Origin of the sequence: Prosthecobacter sp., assembly GCF_034366625.1 — a bacterium.
Taxonomy (GTDB): domain Bacteria; phylum Verrucomicrobiota; class Verrucomicrobiia; order Verrucomicrobiales; family Verrucomicrobiaceae; genus Prosthecobacter.
In genome coordinates, this window is sequence record NZ_JAXMIH010000014.1 from 130,296 (window position 1) to 149,640 (window position 19,345).

Consider the following 19,345-nt stretch of genomic DNA (forward strand, 5'->3'; position numbering starts at 1 on the left):
AATGCACGACACCGCCCCGCCGCTCTCCATTGAAGTCGCCGATGTCACCGTGGCGTACACCAACGGTCACATCGCGCTGCGGGACGCCTCATTCACGCTCGGAGCTGGCACCATCTGCGCCCTGGTCGGCGTGAACGGCAGCGGCAAGAGCACGCTTTTCAAAGCCATCATGGGCTTCCTCCGCCCGGCGAAAGGCAGTGTGAGCATTGCGGGGCTCACAGTCGAAGCTTCACGGAAACGCAAACTCGTCGCCTATGTGCCGCAAAGCGAGGAGGTGGACTGGACTTTCCCCGTCAGCGTCTGGGACGTGGTGATGATGGGCCGCTACGGCCACATGAGCTTCATGCGGATCCCGCGTGTCGAGGACAAACGCATCGCGCAAGAGTGCCTCGAACGTGTGGGCATGAGCGACTTCACCGACCGCCAGATCGGCGAACTCTCCGGCGGGCAGAAGAAACGCGTCTTCCTCGCCCGAGCCCTGGCTCAACGTGGCCGCATCATGCTGCTAGACGAGCCTTTCACCGGCGTGGATGTGCAGACGGAGTCCGCCATCATCGAACTGCTGCGCGACTTGCGCGAGGAAGGCCACATCATCCTCGTTTCAACCCACAACCTCGGCAGCGTGCCCGAGTTCTGCGACCAAGTCGTGCTCGTGAACCGCACCGTGCTCGCCTTCGGGCCCACGGAGCAGGTGTTCACGGAGGACAACCTCTCCCGCGCCTTCGGCGGCGTGCTGCGGCAGTTCCGCTTCGAGCAATCGACCATCCAGGAGCACGATGGCAGAACCGTGAAGCTGCTCACCGACGATGAACGCCCGCTGGTCTTCGGCAAAGACGGACATTTGGAGTACACGGATCGCCACGGCAGGGAGAAACTGGTGAAGGAGCGGGAGAAGGAGGTGGGCGAGTGAACAATGACGAAATCCGAATGACGAATGACGAATGTCCAGACAAAGGCATTCAGGCACTTCAATGCTTTAGAACATCGTCATTCGGACTTCATCATTCTTTCGTCATTCGTCATTCGTCATTCGTCATTCCAAGGAGGTTCTCATGTCCAGCCTCCTGACACCCTTTGAATACGAATACATGCTCAAGGCCATCGTCGTGAGCGGCCTCATCGGCGGCGTGTGCGCGTTCTTGTCGTGTTTCATCACGCTGAAAGGCTGGTCGCTGATGGGCGATGCGCTGTCTCATGCAGTGGTACCCGGCGTCTCGCTGGCGTGGCTTCTGGGGCTGCCGTTTTCCGTGGGGGCCTTCGTCGCAGGCATTTTGGCGGCGCTGAGCATGGGCTGGGTGAAGAACCACTCACGTCTGCGCGAGGACGCGGTGATCGGCGTGGTTTTCACCAGCTTTTTTGCGCTCGGCCTGCTGTTACTCTCGCTGTTTCCGAGCAATCTCAACCTGCGCACGATCATCTTTGGCAACATCCTCGCCATCTCCGACCCGGACATCCTGCAGGTGCTCATCATCTCCGCGCTGTCCATCCTCGTGCTCAGCGTGAAGTGGCGCGACCTGCTGCTCTACTGCTTCGATGAAAGTCACGCGCGCAGCCTTGGCCTGAACACACGCTTCCTGCACTTCCTGCTGCTCGCGCTGCTCTCCGCCACGGCGGTCGCGGCCTTGCAAACCGTGGGCGCATGCTTGGTGGTGGCCATGCTCGTCACACCGGGTGCCACAGCCTACCTGCTCACGGATCGTTTTGGCAAAATGCTCGTCATCGCCACCGTCACCGGTGTGGTGTGTGGTGTGGTGGGCGCGTATGCCAGCTACTTCCTGAACGGCTCCACCGGCGGCTGCATCGTGGTTTTACAAACACTCGTCTTCCTCGTCGCACTCGTGCTCGCCCCGAAACACGGCCTTCTCGCCGCACGCACTCAGCGCCGCGCCGCCGCCATGTCATGAACCTGCTCGCCCCCTTCCAATACAGCTTCATGATCGAAGCGCTGCTCGTCGGCGCTCTCGTCGGAGCCGTGTGCGCGGTGCTGTCTTGCTATTTGGTTCTCAAAGGCTGGTCGCTGATGGGTGACGCCATCTCCCACGCTGTGCTGCCCGGCGTGGTCGGCGCCTACATGCTCGGTCTGCCACTGGCCGTGGGCGCGTTTGCCTCCGGCCTGTTCTGCGCCACGGCCACCGGTTGGATCAAATCCAACACCCGCATCAAAGAAGACACCGTCATGGGCATCGTCTTCACCGGACTGTTCGCCTTCGGCCTCGTGCTCTTCACGAAAGTAGAGACCGAGGCACACCTCAACCACATCCTGTTCGGCAACATCCTCGGCATTGAGCGTGCTGACATGATCCAGACCATCACGGCCTCGCTGCTGACACTGGTGGTCATCCTGTTCATGCGCAAAGACCTGCTGCTGTTCTGCTTCGACGCCGCCCATGCGCGCGCCATCGGCCTGAACACCAATCTGCTCTACTATGTGCTGCTCGCCCTGCTCGCGGCTACCATCGTTGCCTCGCTCCAGGCCGTCGGCATCATCCTCGTCGTGGCCATGCTCATCACCCCCGGCTGCACCGCCCGGCTGCTCACCGACCGCTTCGACCACATGCTCATAATCGCCGCCAGTTCCTCCGTGCTGGCAAGCTGCCTCGGCGTCTATGTCAGCTTCTTCATCAACGGCGCCACCGGCGCCTGCATCGTCCTCGCGCAGGCCGCATTGTTCGTGCTGGCCTTTATTTTTGGCCCGAAACACGGGCTGATCGCGGCCCGCAAACGGCTGGCTTGAAGACTCGTCTTTGCCGCCTTTTCGATTGCCAGAAACACGCGCCATGCCCTAAAAGCATGCGCGTATGATTTTTAACACACTCGCGGACGCCAGTTCGGACGCCTACCAGTCGGGACAAGCCGTTGGACTTTTCATCATCGTGCTTCCCACGCTGATCGGCATCGTCAAATGCCTCAGCATGCTCAAGCGCCCGACCACCAGCAAACTCTGCGTCATCGCGCTGACACTCATGCTGGCCGGCTGGCTCGGCGCGGCTCTCGGTCAAGGTGTGGGTCTCTTTATGCCTGCTTGGGCAGGCATCGCGGGAACCATCGCGGGACTGATCGCCGCATTCTTGTTTCTCGGCGCCTTCGTGCTCGCGATTGTCGGCCTGGCCTGCTATGACCGCACCCGTCTCACACAAGGACGTGCCCAGGCCGTCTGGACGCTGGTCATCGGCGGCATTTTTTTGCTGATCGCCGGCGCTGGTGCCGTGGTGGCGCTGCGCACCCGGATCCTGGCTGAAGAACTGGCGGCCCAAAATTCACCGGACAAAACCGCCACCAGCGAAGAGTTCAACTGCTCGCTGACCTGTCCGCCGCGCTGGGTGAAGATGAACGCCACCTCGCTCAACAAACTCGCCTGCATCGCTTTCCGTCGTTCCGCGCCCGAAGGCTACGTCATGGTGCTCGGCGAGCATCTGGAGTCGGACATGACCGTCGAGGATCTGATGGACGCAGTGAAGGCAAACCTCGCCTCCGCCGCCACCAGCGTTGAGGATGACAAGACGGAAAAACTCACCCTCAACGGGACCGACTTCATGCGCCGCACCTGCATCGTGCGCACGGCGGAATCACTGGGCATTCCGATGTATTTCGACCAGTGGGTCACAACACGTCCCGGCTTTTCCTGGCAGATCACCTGCTGGGGGCCGTCCGCAGGCCGGGAACGGCTCGCGCCGGAGTTCCGCACGTTGATGGAATCATTCAAGGTGCTCGATGAAAAGCGCATCGGTTCGCCCAGTGCGGTCATTGCGAATGTGACGCGGCCCGCCTGGGGTTACCGCACGCAGCTTCCGGTCAACGACTGGAAACAATGGCCCGCCCATGGCCAGGCGCTCGCCGATTTCGCCGCGCTGCGCCCGCTGGAGGCACTGCTGGTCATTCCCTTCGACCTCGGTGAGAAAGCCCCGGACCTCGAATCCGTCGCCACCGCTCTGCTGGATCGCCTGGACATTCCGTATCCTTCTGATGAAGGCTGGGTCGCCAAACCCTGGCCTTGCGCCTGGGGTGACGGGTTGGAAATCACCGGCAGCCGAACCGTTGACGATGCCGAGTACGACTATGTCCTGCGTGTGGCCGTGAAGGATCGTTTGGCTCACCTGCATGCCGGCTGGGCGACAAAAAAGAAAGGTGACATCACCCGCGTACGCACTGCGCTTGATGCCATTGAGCTGCTGCCTCCCCAGGGCCAGCCGCCCACGCTACAGTCATCCCAGCGTCAGGATGCTGGACTCGTCCTCAATGACATCGGCATCGCCCTCTACCAGCGTGACCAGTTCAAGGAAGCTGCGCCGTGGTTCAAACGCAGCTTTCAGCAGACCTCCAAGGACGCCGCCATTCTCGGCAACGTCGCCGACGCCATGGAGCAGGCCGGGCAGTTTAAGGAGGCACTGCAATTCCTCACCCCGCACCTGCCGGCCTTTCCCAAGAGTCCCACCCTGCACCTGCGCCACGCCTACATTCTCTCAGGCAACAACGACGACGATGCCGCCAACACCGCCTTCCAGCAGGCCGTCAGCACCGGTCTCAAAGATGAAAACAAAGTCCTCGAATGGCTCCAGCACCTCAATACGAAGGAAAAGTACCAGCTTGCGATGCAGGCCGCCGAAGCGTGGATGAAAAAGTTTCCCGGCGTCACCTCCCGCCGCTGGCACGCACAGACCGTCTCCTCCGCCGGGGATGCCAAGCGCGGCATCCAGTTGTTCGAAGAACTCGCCGCCGAGTTCCCCGACGACCGTCGCGTCAGCTACGACTTCGGCGAAGCGCTCAACGACGCCGACGAGCATGCGCGTGCCGCCGCCGTGGCTGAAAAACTCCTCGCAGATGGCAAAGATGCGCCACGCGCCCTCATGATCCTCGGCTGGAGCCAGATGGGGCGGAAATGGTACCGCGAAGCCAAGCTCACCTTTGAAAAAGTCGCCAAGAAAGACCCCGACAACGAAACCGTGCAGGACGCCGTGCGCCGCGCCTCCGCCATGCTCGGCCAGGGCAACAACTCTGACATCAAGACGCCTGTCGAGGCCGTCGCCCTGCCCGCTGCCGTGCAGCAGGCGCTCACGGCGCATCCCGCCGCCAAAGATTACGGCAGTGATCAGCCCTGCGCGTGGCTGCTCACCACCAAAGGCTACCACTTCGACCCCGCCAAACCTATGCGCCGCACCTGGCACCGCCGGGCGCGCATCTACACCACCGAAGGTGCCAACGACCTCAGCAGCATCGAGTTTACCTTCGATCCTCTCAACGAGCGCATCTTCATCAACCGCGTCGAGGTGCGCGATGAGAACGGCAAGATCATTGGTTCCGTGCCCGGTGACTCCTATGTGATGGACATCGACAATGGCAGCGCCTCTCACCGCAAGAAGCTCCATTTCCAGATTCCCGGCCTGCGTCCCGGCTGCACTGTCGAATACCAGGTGAGCATCGAGGATTTCGGCAAAACCGAGGAGTTCACCTTTGAACGAAAGCTCTTTGGCGACAGCGCGGCGGACATCGTCTTCGTCACGGGTGCCATCGACAAAGTACAAACCGCCACCGCTCGAACCGAAACGCTGCAAACCGTGCGGGAGAAAAACCTGCTCGCCTGGATGGGCTTCAACCTGCCCTTCGACCCCGATGAATCCATGAGCGGATTCTACGAGGATCGTGTCCCCGGAGTGTGCCTTGGGGGCATGGAAGGCACTTGGGCCGAGGTTGGCGAGAAGTTTCTCAAAGACCTTCAGGAACGCTTCAAACCAGAACCCCAAGTCGCTGCGCTCGCCGCGCAGCTCACCGGCGGCATGAAAACACCGCGCGAAAAAATCGCCGTCCTCGCGGGCCATGTGCAGAAAGAGATTAGTTACACCGCCATCGAGTTCGGCACTCGCGCCCGCCGTCCAAACCCCGCCGCCCAGACGCTTCAGCAGCAGTATGGAGACTGCAAAGACCAGGCGCTGCTCCTGCATCAACTTCTCGCTGCCGCCGGCATCGAAAGCCATCTCGCCCTCGTGAACACCAACTGGCGCACCCAGCCCGCGCTGCCCACACTCGACCAGTTCAACCACATGGTCGTGCATGTGCCCTCCCTCGGTTCCGGATGGTTGATCGACACCACCAACAAAAACCTCCCCTCTGACGCCTGGCATGCCGACGACCTGTGGCATTCGCACGCCCTGATCCTGCAGCCCGGCAAGGTGCGTCTCGGCGCGCCGCAGGCAGAACCTGCGGCGGACAGTTGCCACGTGGCCAGCCGCCGCATCATCCGCCCGGAAGGCGACGCATGGCATGTCGAGGAAACGCTCACGTTGCACGGCTACTACGCTGCCGGGATGCGCAGCGCCTTTACCGGCCTGGATGCCGCGGCGCAGTTGCGCAAGGCACAGAGCATTCTCGAAAAAAATGCGCGCGTGCAGGTGCACGGCTTCACCTTCGACACCCTGGCCAACAACGCCGACCCGGCCCGCCTTACAATCAGCTACGATGTGCCAGACCGCTTGCATGATGAAGGGGGTCTTCACCGGGCCGTACTGCCCGCCCTATGGGAAAACGACTACCTCGTCACCACTTTCGTCAAAGCACGCCAGACGCCCTTCCTTGTGCGTTATCCATTCCGTTTTCGCTCGGAAGTCATTGTTGAAAACATCCAGGGTATCACTTCCGCTTCCTTGCAAGCCATGAACCAATCCGCCACCGGCTCTCACACGCGATGGCAGCTTAGCACCGCCGCTGACAGCAAAACCGCCACCATCCGTTTTGAGTTTGATTCCACTCCCGGCACGCATCCCGCTGCCAGCTACCAGAAATGGCACAATGAGTGGAACGCCGCTCTCAAAGCCTGGGATCGCCCACTGGTCTGGAAACCGTAGACACATACATGCACGCAGGCATTTATCCTTGGCCTCAAGCACGGCCTGATCGCCGCGCGCTGACGACTGGCGTGACCCGTAACGCGGGAAAAGGACTGGAAGCCGGCCTCTCATTCGGCATTCGACATTCCGCATTCGTCATTCAAACTCCGCCTCCATCTTCAAGCCTTTTTTCACGACCATGCGCATCCTTTCCGGCCTTCAACCCAGCGGCAGACTCCACATCGGCAATTACTTCGGCATGATGGAGCCGGCGCTCAAATTGCAGCACGAGGGCGACGCCTACTACTTCATCGCCGACTACCATTCCCTCACCTCCGTCCACGATGGCAAGGCGCTGCGTGGCTATGTGCGCGAACTCGCCGTCGATTTCCTCGCCTGCGGCCTTGATCCTAGCAAATGCGTGTTCTTCCGCCAAAGCGATGTGCCGGAGCACACCGAGCTGGCCTGGATTCTCAGCACCGTCACGCCGATGGGCCTGCTGGAGCGCTGCCACAGCTACAAGGACAAGATCGCCAACGGCATCAGCGCCTCGCACGGCCTGTTCGCCTATCCCGTGCTCATGGCAGCGGACATCCTGCTGTATGAGAGCGATGTCGTTCCCGTCGGCCGCGATCAGAAGCAGCATGTCGAGGTCACGCGCGACATCGCCATCAAGATGAACGAGACCTTTGGTGCCGGCCTGTTCAAGCTGCCCAATCCGCGCATCCAGGAATCCACCGCCGTCGTCCCCGGCCTCGACGGCCAGAAGATGAGCAAGAGCTACGACAACACCATCCCGCTGTTTGAAGAGCCGGGACCGCTAAAAAAGAAGATCATGGGCATCAAGACCGACTCCACGCCCGTCGAAGCCCCGAAACCCGTCGAAGGCAGCAACATCCTCGCCCTCTACAAGCTCGTCGCCTCGCAGGCCGACTATGACACCATGGTCGCCGATCATCTCAACGGTGGTGTCGGCTACGGCGACTTCAAAAAACGCCTCCTGCAAGGCGTCACCGACTACTTCGCCCCCTACCGCACCCGCCGCGATGAAATCCTCGCCGACAAGGGCTACGTGGACCAAGTCCTCGCCGAAGGAGCCGAGAAAGCCCGCGCCGTCGCTCGCAAGACGCTCAACCGTGTGCGTGAGGCCGTGGGTCTGGGTTGAACGGAGCGCGAGTATGGCGAACGTGTCCGCCGTAGCCTTGGCGAAGGTGGAAGCCTACTCGCCATTTTGAAAGGTGATTCGTGAACGCTGGGCCAGAAAAGTGGCGAGTGGTCTGCGACACACTCGCGTTCCACCAAAGCGCTACTTCCGCCGCTTCTGCGCCTGCTTATGCCCGTGACCCGGCTTGCGCGGAGCCGGTGCCGGACGGGATTCGCGATGGGGCGGGCCGCGGCGTTCCGGCCGCTCCGAGCGATCCTGGCGTGTCGGACGGTCGCGTGAGGGCACGAGCATGAAATCCACCTGCTTTTTGAAGCTGTCCACCTTGTAGATCTGCACGACGAGGTTGTCGCCGAGACGGATCACGCGGCGTGTGTGGCGGCCGGTGAGTTCGCGGGTGGCGGGATCGAAGATGAAGAAGTCATCGGGGATTGCGGAGAGCGGCACGACGCCGCTGAGGCCGAGATCGGGCACATCGACGAAGAAGCCGAAGTTCCGCACGTCGGTGACGAGCGCGGCATAAGGTTGCGGTTTTTTCGAGGTAATCTGCGCTTTGAGGTAGGCATAGAGCTTCACCTCCTTGCTGTCGCGTTCGGCATCGGACGAGTTCTTTTCCGTGGTGCTGATGTGATCGGCGATCTGCTTCGCGATGCCTACCTGCAGCTCCACTTTGTCGAATAACGAGCGATGCACGACGAGATCGGCGTAACGACGAATCGGTGACGTGAAGTGCGTGTACTTCGTCTTGGCGAGGCCGTAATGGCCGAGTGGTTCCACGGCGTAACGCGCGCGCATCAGCGAGCGCAGGAAGCCTATCTTCAACGCCGGGCCAATCGGCAGCGTGCCGAGCTTGCTGAGCAGTTTCTGCACCTCGGGCCGATGATTGAGGTTCCCGCACGGCACCCGATGGCTCAGCACGCTCTCACGGTAGTCGTTGAGCCGCTGTTCTTTCGGTGATTCATGAATGCGATACACAGAGGGCCGGTCCAGGCCCATGAGACGGCCTGCGACGGCTTCATTGGCCAGCAGCATGAATTCTTCGATCAACTGATGCGAGACATCGTTCTCGATGCGTTCGATGCGCAGCACTTTGCCCTGCTCATCAAGCCGGATCTTGTTCTCTGGGAAATCGAGATCAAGCGAGCCGTTCTTGAAGCGATGATGCCGTACCTTCTGAGCCATGGCATGCGCATCGTGCAGCATCTGCTCGGTTTCATTCGCTGGCGGCACCTGAATGGCCGCAAACGCTTCCTTGTAGGTGAAACGGCGTTTCGACCGGATCACGGCGGCATAAAACTTCGAGCTGATCACCTTCCCGTCCTTCGACATCACGAACTCCACGCACTTCGTTAAACGATCCACGTTCGGCTTCAGCGAACACAGCTCATTGCTCAGCGCCTCCGGCAGCATCGGGATCACGCGATCCACGAGGTAGGTGGAATTGCCTCGCTTCCTGGCCTCGACATCCAACGCGCTGCCCGGCAGCACGTAATGCGACACATCGGCGATGTGAACCCATAACTGCCACTGATCGCCGTGCTTTTGAATGCAGATCGCATCATCGAAGTCCTTCGCGTCATCAGGATCAATCGTGATGACGTTGTGTGGCCGGCAATCGACGCGGTTGGCGCATTCCTGCGCGCTCGGCTGGTTGTCGGGCCGCGATTTGGCGATCGTCTGCGCCTCATGCAGCACGTTCTTCGGAAAATGCAGCGGCAGATCATAATGCCGCAGTACCGAGAGCATATCGACCCCTTCCTCATCCGGCGGACCGAGCACTTCGATGATCTCGCCCTCCGGCGCGGTCTGCTTGGATTCCCACTGCGTGATTTCCACGACCACCTTGTCCCCCACGTTCGGCTTGCGGCCCACATCGCGTGGCTCTGACACATAAATCGCGCCCGGCAATCGTGGATCATCCGGCGTGACATGCAGGAACTGCTTCGAGCGCTGCAAGGTGCCGACAAACTGCGTGCGCTTGCGTTCCAGCACGCGCACCACGCTGCCGCTGTTGTCCGTCTGCCCGGGTTTCACATCCAGACGCACCAGCACACGGTCGCCATGCATCGCGGTGCCAGTGTCTCTATCCGAAATGCTGATCTCCGTGATGCCCGCCTCGTCCGGCTGCACAAAACCGCGCCCGCCGCGTGTGATCTGGATCACGCCGGGGACCAAGTCCGCCTCTTTCGCCACGATGTAGCGGTTGCCCTTCGTGCGGATGATTTTGCCCTGTTTCTCCAGGGTTTTGAGCAGGCTTTGCAGCACCTGCTGTTGATTGGGCTTCATGCCCAGTTGAGAAAGCAGCTCCGGCACATTCGAGGGCACATAGTCCTCACTGCCGAGCAGCTTCAATATTTTCAGTTCCATCCTCCAGCATGGCACCAAACGGCCAAAAGACGAATCATTCGTCATTCCGCCCCCGGTGGCGGCCGGAACTCGCGGTTGATCCGCATGCGCAGTTTTTGCATCGCATTTCCCAGATCCTCACGCACCGCCGCCATCTCCGGTTCCAGCTTCACATCCACCGGAGTCGCCATCACACGCTCGAACCGCTCCGGCAGCGCCTGCCCGTCCTCCCTCAACCCGCTTTGCTCGATCAAACCGCGCACACACTCCACCAGCTCACGCGTTTCCACGATCATCGCCGTGGCCTCCGATTCCGTGGCATCGCCGGTCTCCACACGCCGCAGTTGCTGGCAGTGAAACAACCGGCAACGCGTCGGGCGCTTCTCATAAATCGTGCATTTCATTTCTTTGAGCGCAGAGCACGGCTGCTCCATGAAAAATTCTCCGTCCCGGCAGCGAATCTTCAAACCCAGCCTGCCCAGTTCCGCCGCCGAATCCCCCGGCTGCATGCGCACGATCTGAAACATCGTCCCGTCACAGCACATCCCGCACGCCGCGCACAGACGTGAGGCGATGGCGGTGCTGTCTTCCACGTTCATGGTCAGTCACGAGTTTTGGGCTGCCAGTTCCAGCACCCGCAGCGTATGCCGCACGTTGAGGTCCAGATCCAACGGCTGTTGTGTTTTGACCGGGCCTGCGTTGCCACGCACGCGCCAGTGGTTGATGCACATGCCCAGCGTGGCAAAGTCACGCGGATCATCAAGGACGTGACCATTGACGCCAGGGTCGATCAGTTCACTGGCACCGTTGAAGGCGGTGGTGATGACGGGAATACCCGCAGCCAGCGCCTCGCTCACCACATTGGAGCATGGCTCGTAAATCGGTAAAAAGGTGAGCACGTCGGCCGCGGCGTAGGCAGCTTCGACATCGGGCAGTGGCCCGGCCAGAATGACGTTCGGCGGCACCTTGCCGCGCATGCGATCCCGGGTGACGACGAGCAGTTTGAGCTTCGGGTCATCGCTGCGACCGGCCATGAACTTGAGCAGCCATGGCAGTCCTTTTCGATCCCAGCCGGAACCGACGAAGACGAGGACGAAATCATCGTCAGCGAGGCCGAAACGGCGACGTGCGCCGCCTCGATCCGCGTTTTGAAAACGCTTCACCTCCACACCATTGCGCACGAGATGAACACGCTCCTGTGGAAAGGCGGGAAAGTGCTGCTCGATCTCACCGCGAACCATCTCTGAGTTCACGATGACATGCCTGGTGTTCGCTGAGTCAAAGGTGCGCGCTTCTAGCGCCATCATGTTGCGATGGAAGGCCCCCAGGCCGATGAGCGGCCGCTTCCACCACGGCGCGAACTGTTTGCGGCGCTCCAGCCATACACGATGCAGTCCATCGCCCGCGCGATACACGTCCTGCTTCAGCGTGCGCTCCAGGCTGAACACGCAGTCGAACTTCTCTTGCAGTAACGCTGCATTCACACCTGCGGCGAAGCGTAACGGGCGTTCAGATCGTGATGCATCGACATTGATAGTGTGAAACTGCACACCCGCAGCCTGGCCCTGCCACTTTTCGGCAAACAGATGAGTCTCATGCCCCGCAGCGGTCAAAGCACCCAACAGGCGCTGCACATACAACTCCGCGCCTCCGGTGGCGGAGAACTGGCGGCGGATGAGAGCGAGCTTCATGCGGGAAAGTAGTGCAAGCGTCCCGCTTGCCAAGGGAGCAAGCGGGACGTTTGCGCTACGACTGTTTCTGCCGCCACTCTTCAAAACTTGTCTTCGCGGTGCGATAGACCGAACCACAACGCGGACAGGTGATCTGGGCGACGCCGTCTTCGAAAATATGATCAAGATCGTCCTTCGGCAGGCGCATGATGATGGGCATCAGGCGCTCGATGGAGCAGCCGCAGTCAAAAACGTAGCCGCGGGTCTCCAGCAGCGTCAGATGCTCGGTCGTTTCGATTTCGAGCACATTCTCCAGTGCCAGTTCGGAAAGCCAGATTTCGTCGCAGTCGGGTTCAGCGGAGATTTGTACGAACTCCTCATCGTCCAGGCGGAAAAAGCGGGTGAGACGCTGCTCGCTGGTGGTATAAAACTGCTCCACGGCCTTTAGCATGTCGCTGCCTTGGAATTCAATCATGCTCTGGCGCGGCTGATGATCCGGGCGCGTGGTTTGCGCTATGAACATCGCCTCGCCCTCCTGGCGCACGTCCTCGGTGAAAACGCGGCCTGTCACACGACCGGGCCGCGTGCTGCCGGTGACGAAGACATTCGCCCGCTGCGGTTCCTTCACATGGATCGTCCAGGCGCAGCTTTCATCTTGCGGTCGCGAGCAGAGATGCAGCGCCAGCGCGGCCAGGGCATCCTTGAGCATCTGATCCAGCGGTTCGGCATTCTGCAAGGCATGCTGCATCAGATGCAGGTAGTAATCGAGATACAACGGGCTGAAACGGCCACGCACGAGCAAGGCGTTACGCTTCCGCACAAAGTAGGAGCGGAGGTCCACCACGGAAAGGTCCGGTTCAAGCATCTGACTCATGGCACTGCTATCTCATTGGAAGCAGCCGCGTGCAAGTGGCTGGGGCGTCACTTCCCGGCCATGCCGCGAAACTTCTGCCGATAGGCGCTGGGCGTGGTGTCCATGACTTCGCGGAAGCGGCGGTTGAAGTTCGCGAGATTGCGATAGCCGCAGTCCATCGCGATGTCGGTGATGTTCGACACATCCTCCGCCAGCATGCCGCAGGCACGGCCAATGCGCACCTCGTTCACATACTGCGGCACCGTTTTGCCGGTGCGTGAATGGAAGAAGCGACTGAAGGCCCCAAGACTGAGATGGGCGAGCTTGGCGAGGCGTTCGCGGTCGATTTCCTCGGTCAAATGGGTGTGGATGAAGTCACACACACGTTCCATGCGCCCTTGGTCGGCGGATTCGAGCTTCGGCTCGAAGTTGGCGCTCGCCAACGGCTTCAAATCTTCCGACTTCGCCAGCACATCGAGAATCGCGAGCAGTTCGATCACACGCGCGAGACCGTCGCTCTGTGCGAGACGTTTCATGTGCTCGGCGATGATGTCATGCGATGCTCCGCGCACCTCCAGACCGCGTGCAGCGCGTTGCAGCAGCCGTTTCACCGGTTCCATCTCCGGCAGCGCCATGAAATCGCGACCAAGGAAGGCTTCATCAAACCGCACGATGATCGCATGCACCTGCCGCGTTTTCGCCCCCGTGTCCTGATGCCACACATGCGGCAGATTGGAGCCAATGAGTACGATATCGCCATCGATGAGTGGTTTGATGCTGTCTCCCACCACTCGATGACCGCGACTCTCAATCGCCAGCGTGAGCTGATACTCGGGATGGAAATGCCAGCGCGTACCGTAGTCCGGCCCACGCACCACCTCGCAGTGGAACGACTCCCACTGGCGTTTGGGTACTTTCTCGAAGACAGGCTTCATGGGGAAGTTTGCGCTGGTTGGCGGTTGTTGGCAGTGGTTTGCGATTGTTCAACCATTGCCAACGATAGCAAACAATCGCCAGCAACGGCAAACCTCTTCTACACGTCTTCATCCTTGTCATTGTCGCCGGCCTTCCGGCCGCGCAGCTTGGCTTCCATGAAGGCGTCGAGGTCGCCGTCCATCACGGCCTGGACGCTGCTGGTTTTTTCGCCAGTGCGGTGGTCTTTGACCATCTGGTAGGGCTGGAAGACATAGCTGCGAATCTGGCTGCCCCAGCCGATGTCGCTTTTCTCGCCGTACTGGCGGTCGATTTCGGCCTGACGCTTGTCTTCCTCAATCTGGAAGAGCTTCGCCTTCAACATCGCCATCGCCTTGGCGCGGTTCTTGGGCTGGCTGCGTTCGATCTGGCAGGCGACGATGACGCCGCTGGGAATGTGCGTGAGGCGCACGGCAGTTTCGACCTTGTTCACGTTCTGACCGCCTTTGCCGCCGGCACGGTAAGTATCCACGCGCAGGTCTTCATCCCGCACGACGATGTCGATCTCTTCCTCGGAGTCCGGCGTGACATCAATCGAGGCAAAACTCGTGTGACGCTTCTTCGCCGCGTCGAAGGGCGAAATGCGCACGAGGCGATGCACGCCGCGCTCGGTTTGCAGGAATCCGAAGGCGTTTTCGCCGATGATTTCGAGCGTGGCGGAGCGTGTGCCGACATCGTCACCCGATTCGTGGTCGATCAGCTCGACCTTGTAGCCACGGCGTTGGCACCAGCGTTGATACATGCGCATCAGCATGTCCGCCCAGTCACAGGCCTCCGTGCCACCGGCGCCAGAGTGGATGGTGATGAAGGCATTGCCACGATCAAACGGCCCGCTGAGAAGCTGGCTGAGTTCAAAGGCGCTCACATCGTCTTCGAGCTTCGTGTGCTCCTGATCAACTTCGCGCCAGGTGTCCATGTCGCCTGCTTCTTTCGCAAGGTCGATGAGCCCGTCGAAATCGGCGGCACGCAGCTCCAGTTCCTGAAGAGGTCCGATTTTCTTTTTGATGACATTCGTGCGGTCGATCGTCTTCCGCGCCGCATTCGCATCATCCCAGAAGCCGGGAGCGCCCATGCGGTCCTCCAGCATGGCCAGCTCGTCTTTTAATTTCGGGACGTCAAAGATACCTCCGGAGCTCGCCAAGACGGGCCTTCAGAGCGGCGGTGTCGAGGGATTGGAGGTCGGTGAGGATGGTCTTGCTGGTCTTTTCCATGCAGCGTAGATAGCGGCTGGGCGCGCGAGTTCAACGCCTTTGTCATCATGGAAAAAACCGAGGCCATCCTCATCGGACGCACGCGTTACGCGGAGTCGAGCCTCATCGTGCAGTGGTGCTCGCCCGAGATCGGTCTGTTCAGAACGATGGCCAAGGGCGCACTGCGGCCCAAATCGCCGCTCAATGGCGTGCTGGACCTCTTCGTCTCCGCCGAACTGCGCTTCGTGCGCAGCAAGTCCGGCGACCTGCACACGCTGGCCGAGGCACGCTGGACGAATCCACGCCTCGGCCTGCGCGAAAGCTACGGGCGCGTGCTCGCCGCCACCTACGTCGTCAAATTGATCACCCTCGTCGCCGAAACCGGCTCACCAATCCCGGAGATTCACGAACTGCTCGTCAAAGCGCTCGACTACCTCGCGGCGAAAGACCCCGTGCCCGCCCTGATCACACGCTTCGAACAACGCCTCGGCGAAATCCTCGGCATCATCCCCGAAGGTGAAACCGGCATGGCCGCCGCAGCGATTGAAGACAGTTTTCATCGCAAACTGCCCGTGCAGCGACGGCAGTTGGTGGATTGGATGGCGAAGCATTGAGCCGTAGCCGCATTCGCCAGAATGCGAAAGCCGCTCCCGCAAATACGCGCCATCCACGCTCTGGCGAGCGTGGCTACTTCAGCGCCGCCTCAATCGCCGCCAGCAACTCCGGCGAATCCGGCTCCACATCGGAACCGAAGCGCTTCAAGACCTTGCCATCCTTGCCGACAAGGAACTTTTCAAAGTTCCAACCCACCTCGGCACCAGCACCGGATTGCAGGGCGGCGTAGAGCGGGTGCTTGGCATCGCCTTTGATGGCGACCTTGGAGAACATCGGGAAGGTCACCTTGTAGTTCTCGGTGCAGAAGGTCTTGATGACCGCCTCGCTGCCGGGCTCCTGGCCGCCGAAGTCGTTGCAGGGGAAACCGAGCACGGCCACGCCCTTCTCTGCCATCTTCTCATGCAAGGCCTGCAAACCAGCATACTGCCCGGTGTAACCGCACTCGGAAGCGACATTGACGATGAGCATTACCTTGCCGGCATAAGCTTTGAGCGTGGTGTCCTTGCCTTCGATGTCTTTGACCGCGATGTCGTGAACGTTGGAATCGGCGGCGAAGGCGACGAAAGTCATCAGGAGCGAGAGGAGAAGGTGTTTCATGGCGGTGAAGGAACGCGTAAGCGCCCGGCTTGGTTTCAGCTCATTCTTCCACCATGCTCAGGAAGATGTCCTCCAGGCGCTGGCCACGCTGCTCATGCTGCGCACGCAGTTCCGCCAAGGTGCCGAGGGCGATGAGTTTGCCGTGGTGGATGATGCCAATGCGGTCGGCGAGTTCCTCTGCGATGTTGAGCAGATGCGTGCTCATGAGCACCGTCGTGCCGCTCTGGCTGCGTTCCTTGATCTCGCGCTTCACGGTGCGGGCATGGATGGGATCAAGGCCGACCATCGGCTCGTCGATCACAAAGACCTTCGGGTCATGCAGCAACGCGCTGGCGATGGCGAGACGCTGGCGCGTGCCGTGGCTGAGGTTCTCGATGCGCTGCCGGGTGTGCTCGTGGAGGGCGAACTTGGTGAACAACGCGTTCGTTTGTGCCGCCGCATGCGCGTGGTCCATCTCAAACAACTCGGCGATGAACTCCATGAACTCGACGGGCGTGAGCTTCTCATAAAACACCGCCACGTCCGGCACATAACCGAGCAGCGTCTTCGCCTGCATCGCCTCCAGTTGCACATCGTGCCCGCAGAGCCGCACACGGCCGGCATCGGGCTTCACCAGGCCAGTGAGCAGTTTCATGGCGGTGGTTTTTCCAGCGCCATTCGGACCGAGGAAGGCAAACAGCTCGCCTGGCTGGATCGTAAGGTTCAAACCGTCGAGCGCCCGCAGGTCGCCGTAGTTCATCGTGAGGTTCTCGATCTCGATCATGGTAAAAACAGGTTCAAATCAGCGCGCTCCATCCTGCAGACCATGGATCGTCGGTTCCAGCAGCGAATAACCGTCCGGCAGGTCGATGCGTGCCAGTTCACCGGCCTCGGTGAAGATCATTTTCATCTCATGCTGGCCAAAAATCGCCAGCGTGAGCACAAAGCACTTCCGCTCCCGGCCTGCGAGCATCATCAGCCCCTCACGTGCCTGCAACTGTGTCGCGCCCGGTTGCGTGGCAGTTTTCGGCACACCGGCCCCGAGCAGCGAGAGCATGGACAGCGCGCCGTCTGTGCCGGAACCGAGGAGCAGCTTCACGTCCTGCGAATTGATGACCACGCGCTTCCCCTGCTTCACGACAACTTCGGGCGCGGACTCGTTTTCATTCCAAACCATCTTCAAGCTGGCCTCGCGCTGCGGAAACTGCGCTTCGAGCTTCAGATGCTGCCAGCGCTCGGCATCGGCGAGAATGCAGCCCACGGCCCACACCGCCACGATGCGAGGGCGATCCAGTTCATCCGGCTGTTCCACCACACCACGGGCGAGCAAGTCATAGACAGTCGCATGGTTGGGTTTGACGCGGCGGTCGATCTGAAAACTGGCGTGGCCGATCCTCTCGCGATGATGGTAGAGATGCAGGTTGCTGCCGAAGGACTCCGACTGCCGCAAAAACAGATCCACCACCATGCGCGGCGGCACGATGGCAAAACGGGACGCCTCAGGAAAATAGACGTCACGCACCAGCAGTCCGGACATCACCGCCCAGAAAAGCACCGCGAGAATTGCCGCCGCACGCCAGATCATTGCCGGATTCTTGTCAGGAAACGCCTGTCGTGGCAAGCACTGCGGCATTTCGGTGCAAAACTTTCTCGCCAGCATGCGCTGGCTTTGCCACGATGCGGGCATGCGCCTGCTGTTTGCCCTGATTCTCGTCACACTCACCATTTCCGCCGCCGGACAACGGCCGCCGAATGTCGTGCTCATTCTCGCTGACGATCTCGGTTACGCCGATCTCGGCTGCTTCGGCGCTGAGAAGATCAAGACGCCTCATCTGGATCGACTGGCGGCGGAGGGGACGAAGTTCACGAGTTTTTATGTGGCGCAGGCCGTGTGCAGCGCGTCACGCGCGGCGTTGATGACGGGATGCTACGCAAACCGGGTCGGCATGCAGGGTGCTTTGAACCACACGAGCAAGGAGGGCATCCATCCCGATGAGCTGCTGCTGCCTGAGATGTGCAAAGCAGCGGGCTACACCACCGGCATGTTCGGCAAATGGCACCTTGGCACGTATCCGATGTTCAACCCGCTGCGGCATGGCTTCGATGAATTTCTCGGCATCCCGTATTCGAACGACAACAGCAAGTTCCACCCCTCGCTGGCCAAGGAGATGCCGCCCCTGCCCTTTTACGACGGCCTGAAGGTCATCGAGACTGATCCTGATCAAAGCCAGTTCACCCGCCGCTTCACCGAGCGGGCGACGAGTTTCATCGAGCGCAACAAAGGCCGCCCCTTCTTCCTCTACCTGCCGCACGTCATGCCGCATGTGCCGATCTTTGCCTCCGACGCGTTTCGCGGGAAATCCGCCGCTGGTTTGTATGGCGATGTCGTGGAGGAGCTCGACTGGTCGGTGGGCCAGATTCTGGATGCGATCAAACGTTGCGGCATCGAGCGCGACACACTGGTGATCTTCTTTTCCGACAACGGCCCCTTCCTCAGCTACGGCAATCACGCTGGCAGCGCGAAGCCGTTGCGCGAGGGCAAGCTGACGACGTTCGAGGGTGGTGTGCGCGTTCCCTTCATCGCCCGCTGGCCGGACCGGGTGCCGAAAGGCGGCACGTGCGATGAGCCGGTCATGGAAATCGACCTGCTGCCCACTTTGGCGGCTCTGACCGGCGCGAAGCTGCCGGAGAAGAAGATCGACGGCCAGAACGTGCTTGATCTGCTCGAAGGCAAAGCAGGCGCGAAATCACCGCATGAAGCGCTGGTGTTTTACGGCGGCAGCGAGCTGCAGGCGGTGCGCAGCGGCGAGTGGAAGCTGCATTTCCCGCATCCTTACATCACCGTCGATGGTGAACCAGGCCGCGATGGCAAACCCGCGAAATTTGGACAGATGAAACCGAAGTCGATCACGCAAAGCGGCGTCGAGGGCATCGCGTCACGGCATGGCTATCGCGTGGAAAAGATTGGCTTGTCGTTGTTCAATTTGAAGGGCGATCCGGGCGAGACACGCGATGTGGCGAAGGAGCAGCCGGAGATCGTGGAGCGATTGCAAAAACTGGCGGAGCCGATGCGGAAGGAGCTGGGAGATGCGCTGCTGAAAGTGAAGGGCACCGAAAACCGACCGCTGGGGATGGCTCCGTGA

Annotated in this window: 16 protein-coding genes; 7 read left to right on the forward strand and 9 right to left on the reverse strand. The window is 60.7% G+C overall.

Annotation, left to right across the window (positions count from 1 at the left end; translation table 11 throughout):
* Nucleotide 1: 1 nt before the first annotated feature.
* From U1A53_RS16320 to trpS, 5 genes are all read left to right on the forward strand, one after another.
* Nucleotides 2–910: a manganese/iron ABC transporter ATP-binding protein gene (locus U1A53_RS16320; protein ID WP_322282569.1), complete on the forward strand. Its 909-nt coding sequence runs from the start codon at nt 2–4 to the stop codon at nt 908–910.
* A gap of 142 nt (nt 911–1,052) precedes the next feature.
* Nucleotides 1,053–1,904, forward strand: coding sequence for a metal ABC transporter permease (locus U1A53_RS16325; RefSeq protein WP_322282571.1), 852 nt, complete (start codon nt 1,053–1,055; stop codon nt 1,902–1,904).
* Nucleotides 1,901–2,734 carry a metal ABC transporter permease gene (locus U1A53_RS16330; protein WP_322282573.1) on the forward strand — a complete coding sequence of 278 codons (834 nt, stop codon included), beginning with the start codon at nt 1,901–1,903 and terminating at the stop codon, nt 2,732–2,734. The genes U1A53_RS16325 and U1A53_RS16330 overlap by 4 nt, the downstream gene beginning before the upstream one ends.
* 64 nt (nt 2,735–2,798) lie before the next feature.
* The gene (locus U1A53_RS16335; protein ID WP_322282575.1) at nt 2,799–6,836 is read left to right on the forward strand and encodes a DUF3857 domain-containing protein; all 4,038 of its coding nucleotides are present in this window, start codon (nt 2,799–2,801) and stop codon (nt 6,834–6,836) included.
* A gap of 181 nt (nt 6,837–7,017) precedes the next feature.
* Nucleotides 7,018–7,983 (forward strand): tryptophan--tRNA ligase, encoded by a 966-nt coding sequence (gene trpS / locus U1A53_RS16340; RefSeq protein WP_322282576.1) that lies wholly within the window; start codon nt 7,018–7,020, stop codon nt 7,981–7,983.
* Between the two features lie 141 nt (nt 7,984–8,124).
* Here the strand turns inward: trpS and rnr are convergent, their stop codons facing one another.
* The 6 genes from rnr to prfB form a co-directional block, all read right to left on the reverse strand.
* On the reverse strand, nt 8,125–10,347 hold the full coding sequence (rnr, locus tag U1A53_RS16345) for a ribonuclease R (protein ID WP_322282577.1): 2,223 nt from the start codon (nt 10,345–10,347) through the stop codon (nt 8,125–8,127).
* Between the two features lie 41 nt (nt 10,348–10,388).
* On the reverse strand, nt 10,389–10,925 hold the full coding sequence (locus U1A53_RS16350; RefSeq protein WP_322282579.1) for a YkgJ family cysteine cluster protein: 537 nt from the start codon (nt 10,923–10,925) through the stop codon (nt 10,389–10,391).
* 6 nt (nt 10,926–10,931) lie between these two features.
* Nucleotides 10,932–12,017, reverse strand: coding sequence for a glycosyltransferase family 4 protein (locus tag U1A53_RS16355; RefSeq protein ID WP_322282580.1), 1,086 nt, complete (start codon nt 12,015–12,017; stop codon nt 10,932–10,934).
* Between the two features lie 55 nt (nt 12,018–12,072).
* Nucleotides 12,073–12,870, reverse strand: coding sequence for an Hsp33 family molecular chaperone HslO (locus U1A53_RS16360; RefSeq protein ID WP_322282582.1), 798 nt, complete (start codon nt 12,868–12,870; stop codon nt 12,073–12,075).
* A 47-nt stretch (nt 12,871–12,917) separates the two neighbouring features.
* Entirely contained in the window at nt 12,918–13,784 is an 867-nt protein-coding gene (locus U1A53_RS16365; RefSeq protein ID WP_322282584.1) for an AraC family transcriptional regulator, read from the reverse strand.
* Nucleotides 13,785–13,882: 98 nt separating this feature from the next.
* Nucleotides 13,883–15,032, reverse strand: a protein-coding gene (prfB, locus tag U1A53_RS16370) for a peptide chain release factor 2 (RefSeq protein ID WP_322282586.1) whose coding sequence is annotated in 2 segments (ribosomal slippage) — nt 13,883–14,944 and nt 14,946–15,032 — 1,149 coding nt in all. Because the reading frame shifts where the segments join, the coding sequence is not laid out codon by codon here.
* Between the two features lie 47 nt (nt 15,033–15,079).
* Between prfB and recO the strand changes: the two genes are divergently transcribed.
* Nucleotides 15,080–15,625, forward strand: a complete 546-nt coding sequence (gene recO / locus U1A53_RS16375; protein ID WP_322282587.1) for a DNA repair protein RecO — start codon at nt 15,080–15,082, stop codon at nt 15,623–15,625.
* 73 nt (nt 15,626–15,698) lie between these two features.
* Here recO and U1A53_RS16380 read toward each other — a convergent pair whose 3' ends face one another.
* From U1A53_RS16380 to U1A53_RS16390, 3 genes are read right to left on the reverse strand one after another with little or no spacing between them, the layout of a single operon-like run.
* Nucleotides 15,699–16,223 (reverse strand): glutathione peroxidase, encoded by a 525-nt coding sequence (locus U1A53_RS16380; protein ID WP_322282589.1) that lies wholly within the window; start codon nt 16,221–16,223, stop codon nt 15,699–15,701.
* Nucleotides 16,224–16,263: 40 nt separating this feature from the next.
* Entirely contained in the window at nt 16,264–16,986 is a 723-nt protein-coding gene (locus U1A53_RS16385; protein ID WP_322282591.1) for an ABC transporter ATP-binding protein, read from the reverse strand.
* A gap of 18 nt (nt 16,987–17,004) precedes the next feature.
* Entirely contained in the window at nt 17,005–17,835 is an 831-nt protein-coding gene (locus U1A53_RS16390) for a hypothetical protein (protein ID WP_322282592.1), read from the reverse strand.
* A gap of 25 nt (nt 17,836–17,860) precedes the next feature.
* Between U1A53_RS16390 and U1A53_RS16395 the strand changes: the two genes are divergently transcribed.
* The gene (locus U1A53_RS16395) at nt 17,861–19,345 is read left to right on the forward strand and encodes a sulfatase (RefSeq protein ID WP_322282593.1); all 1,485 of its coding nucleotides are present in this window, start codon (nt 17,861–17,863) and stop codon (nt 19,343–19,345) included.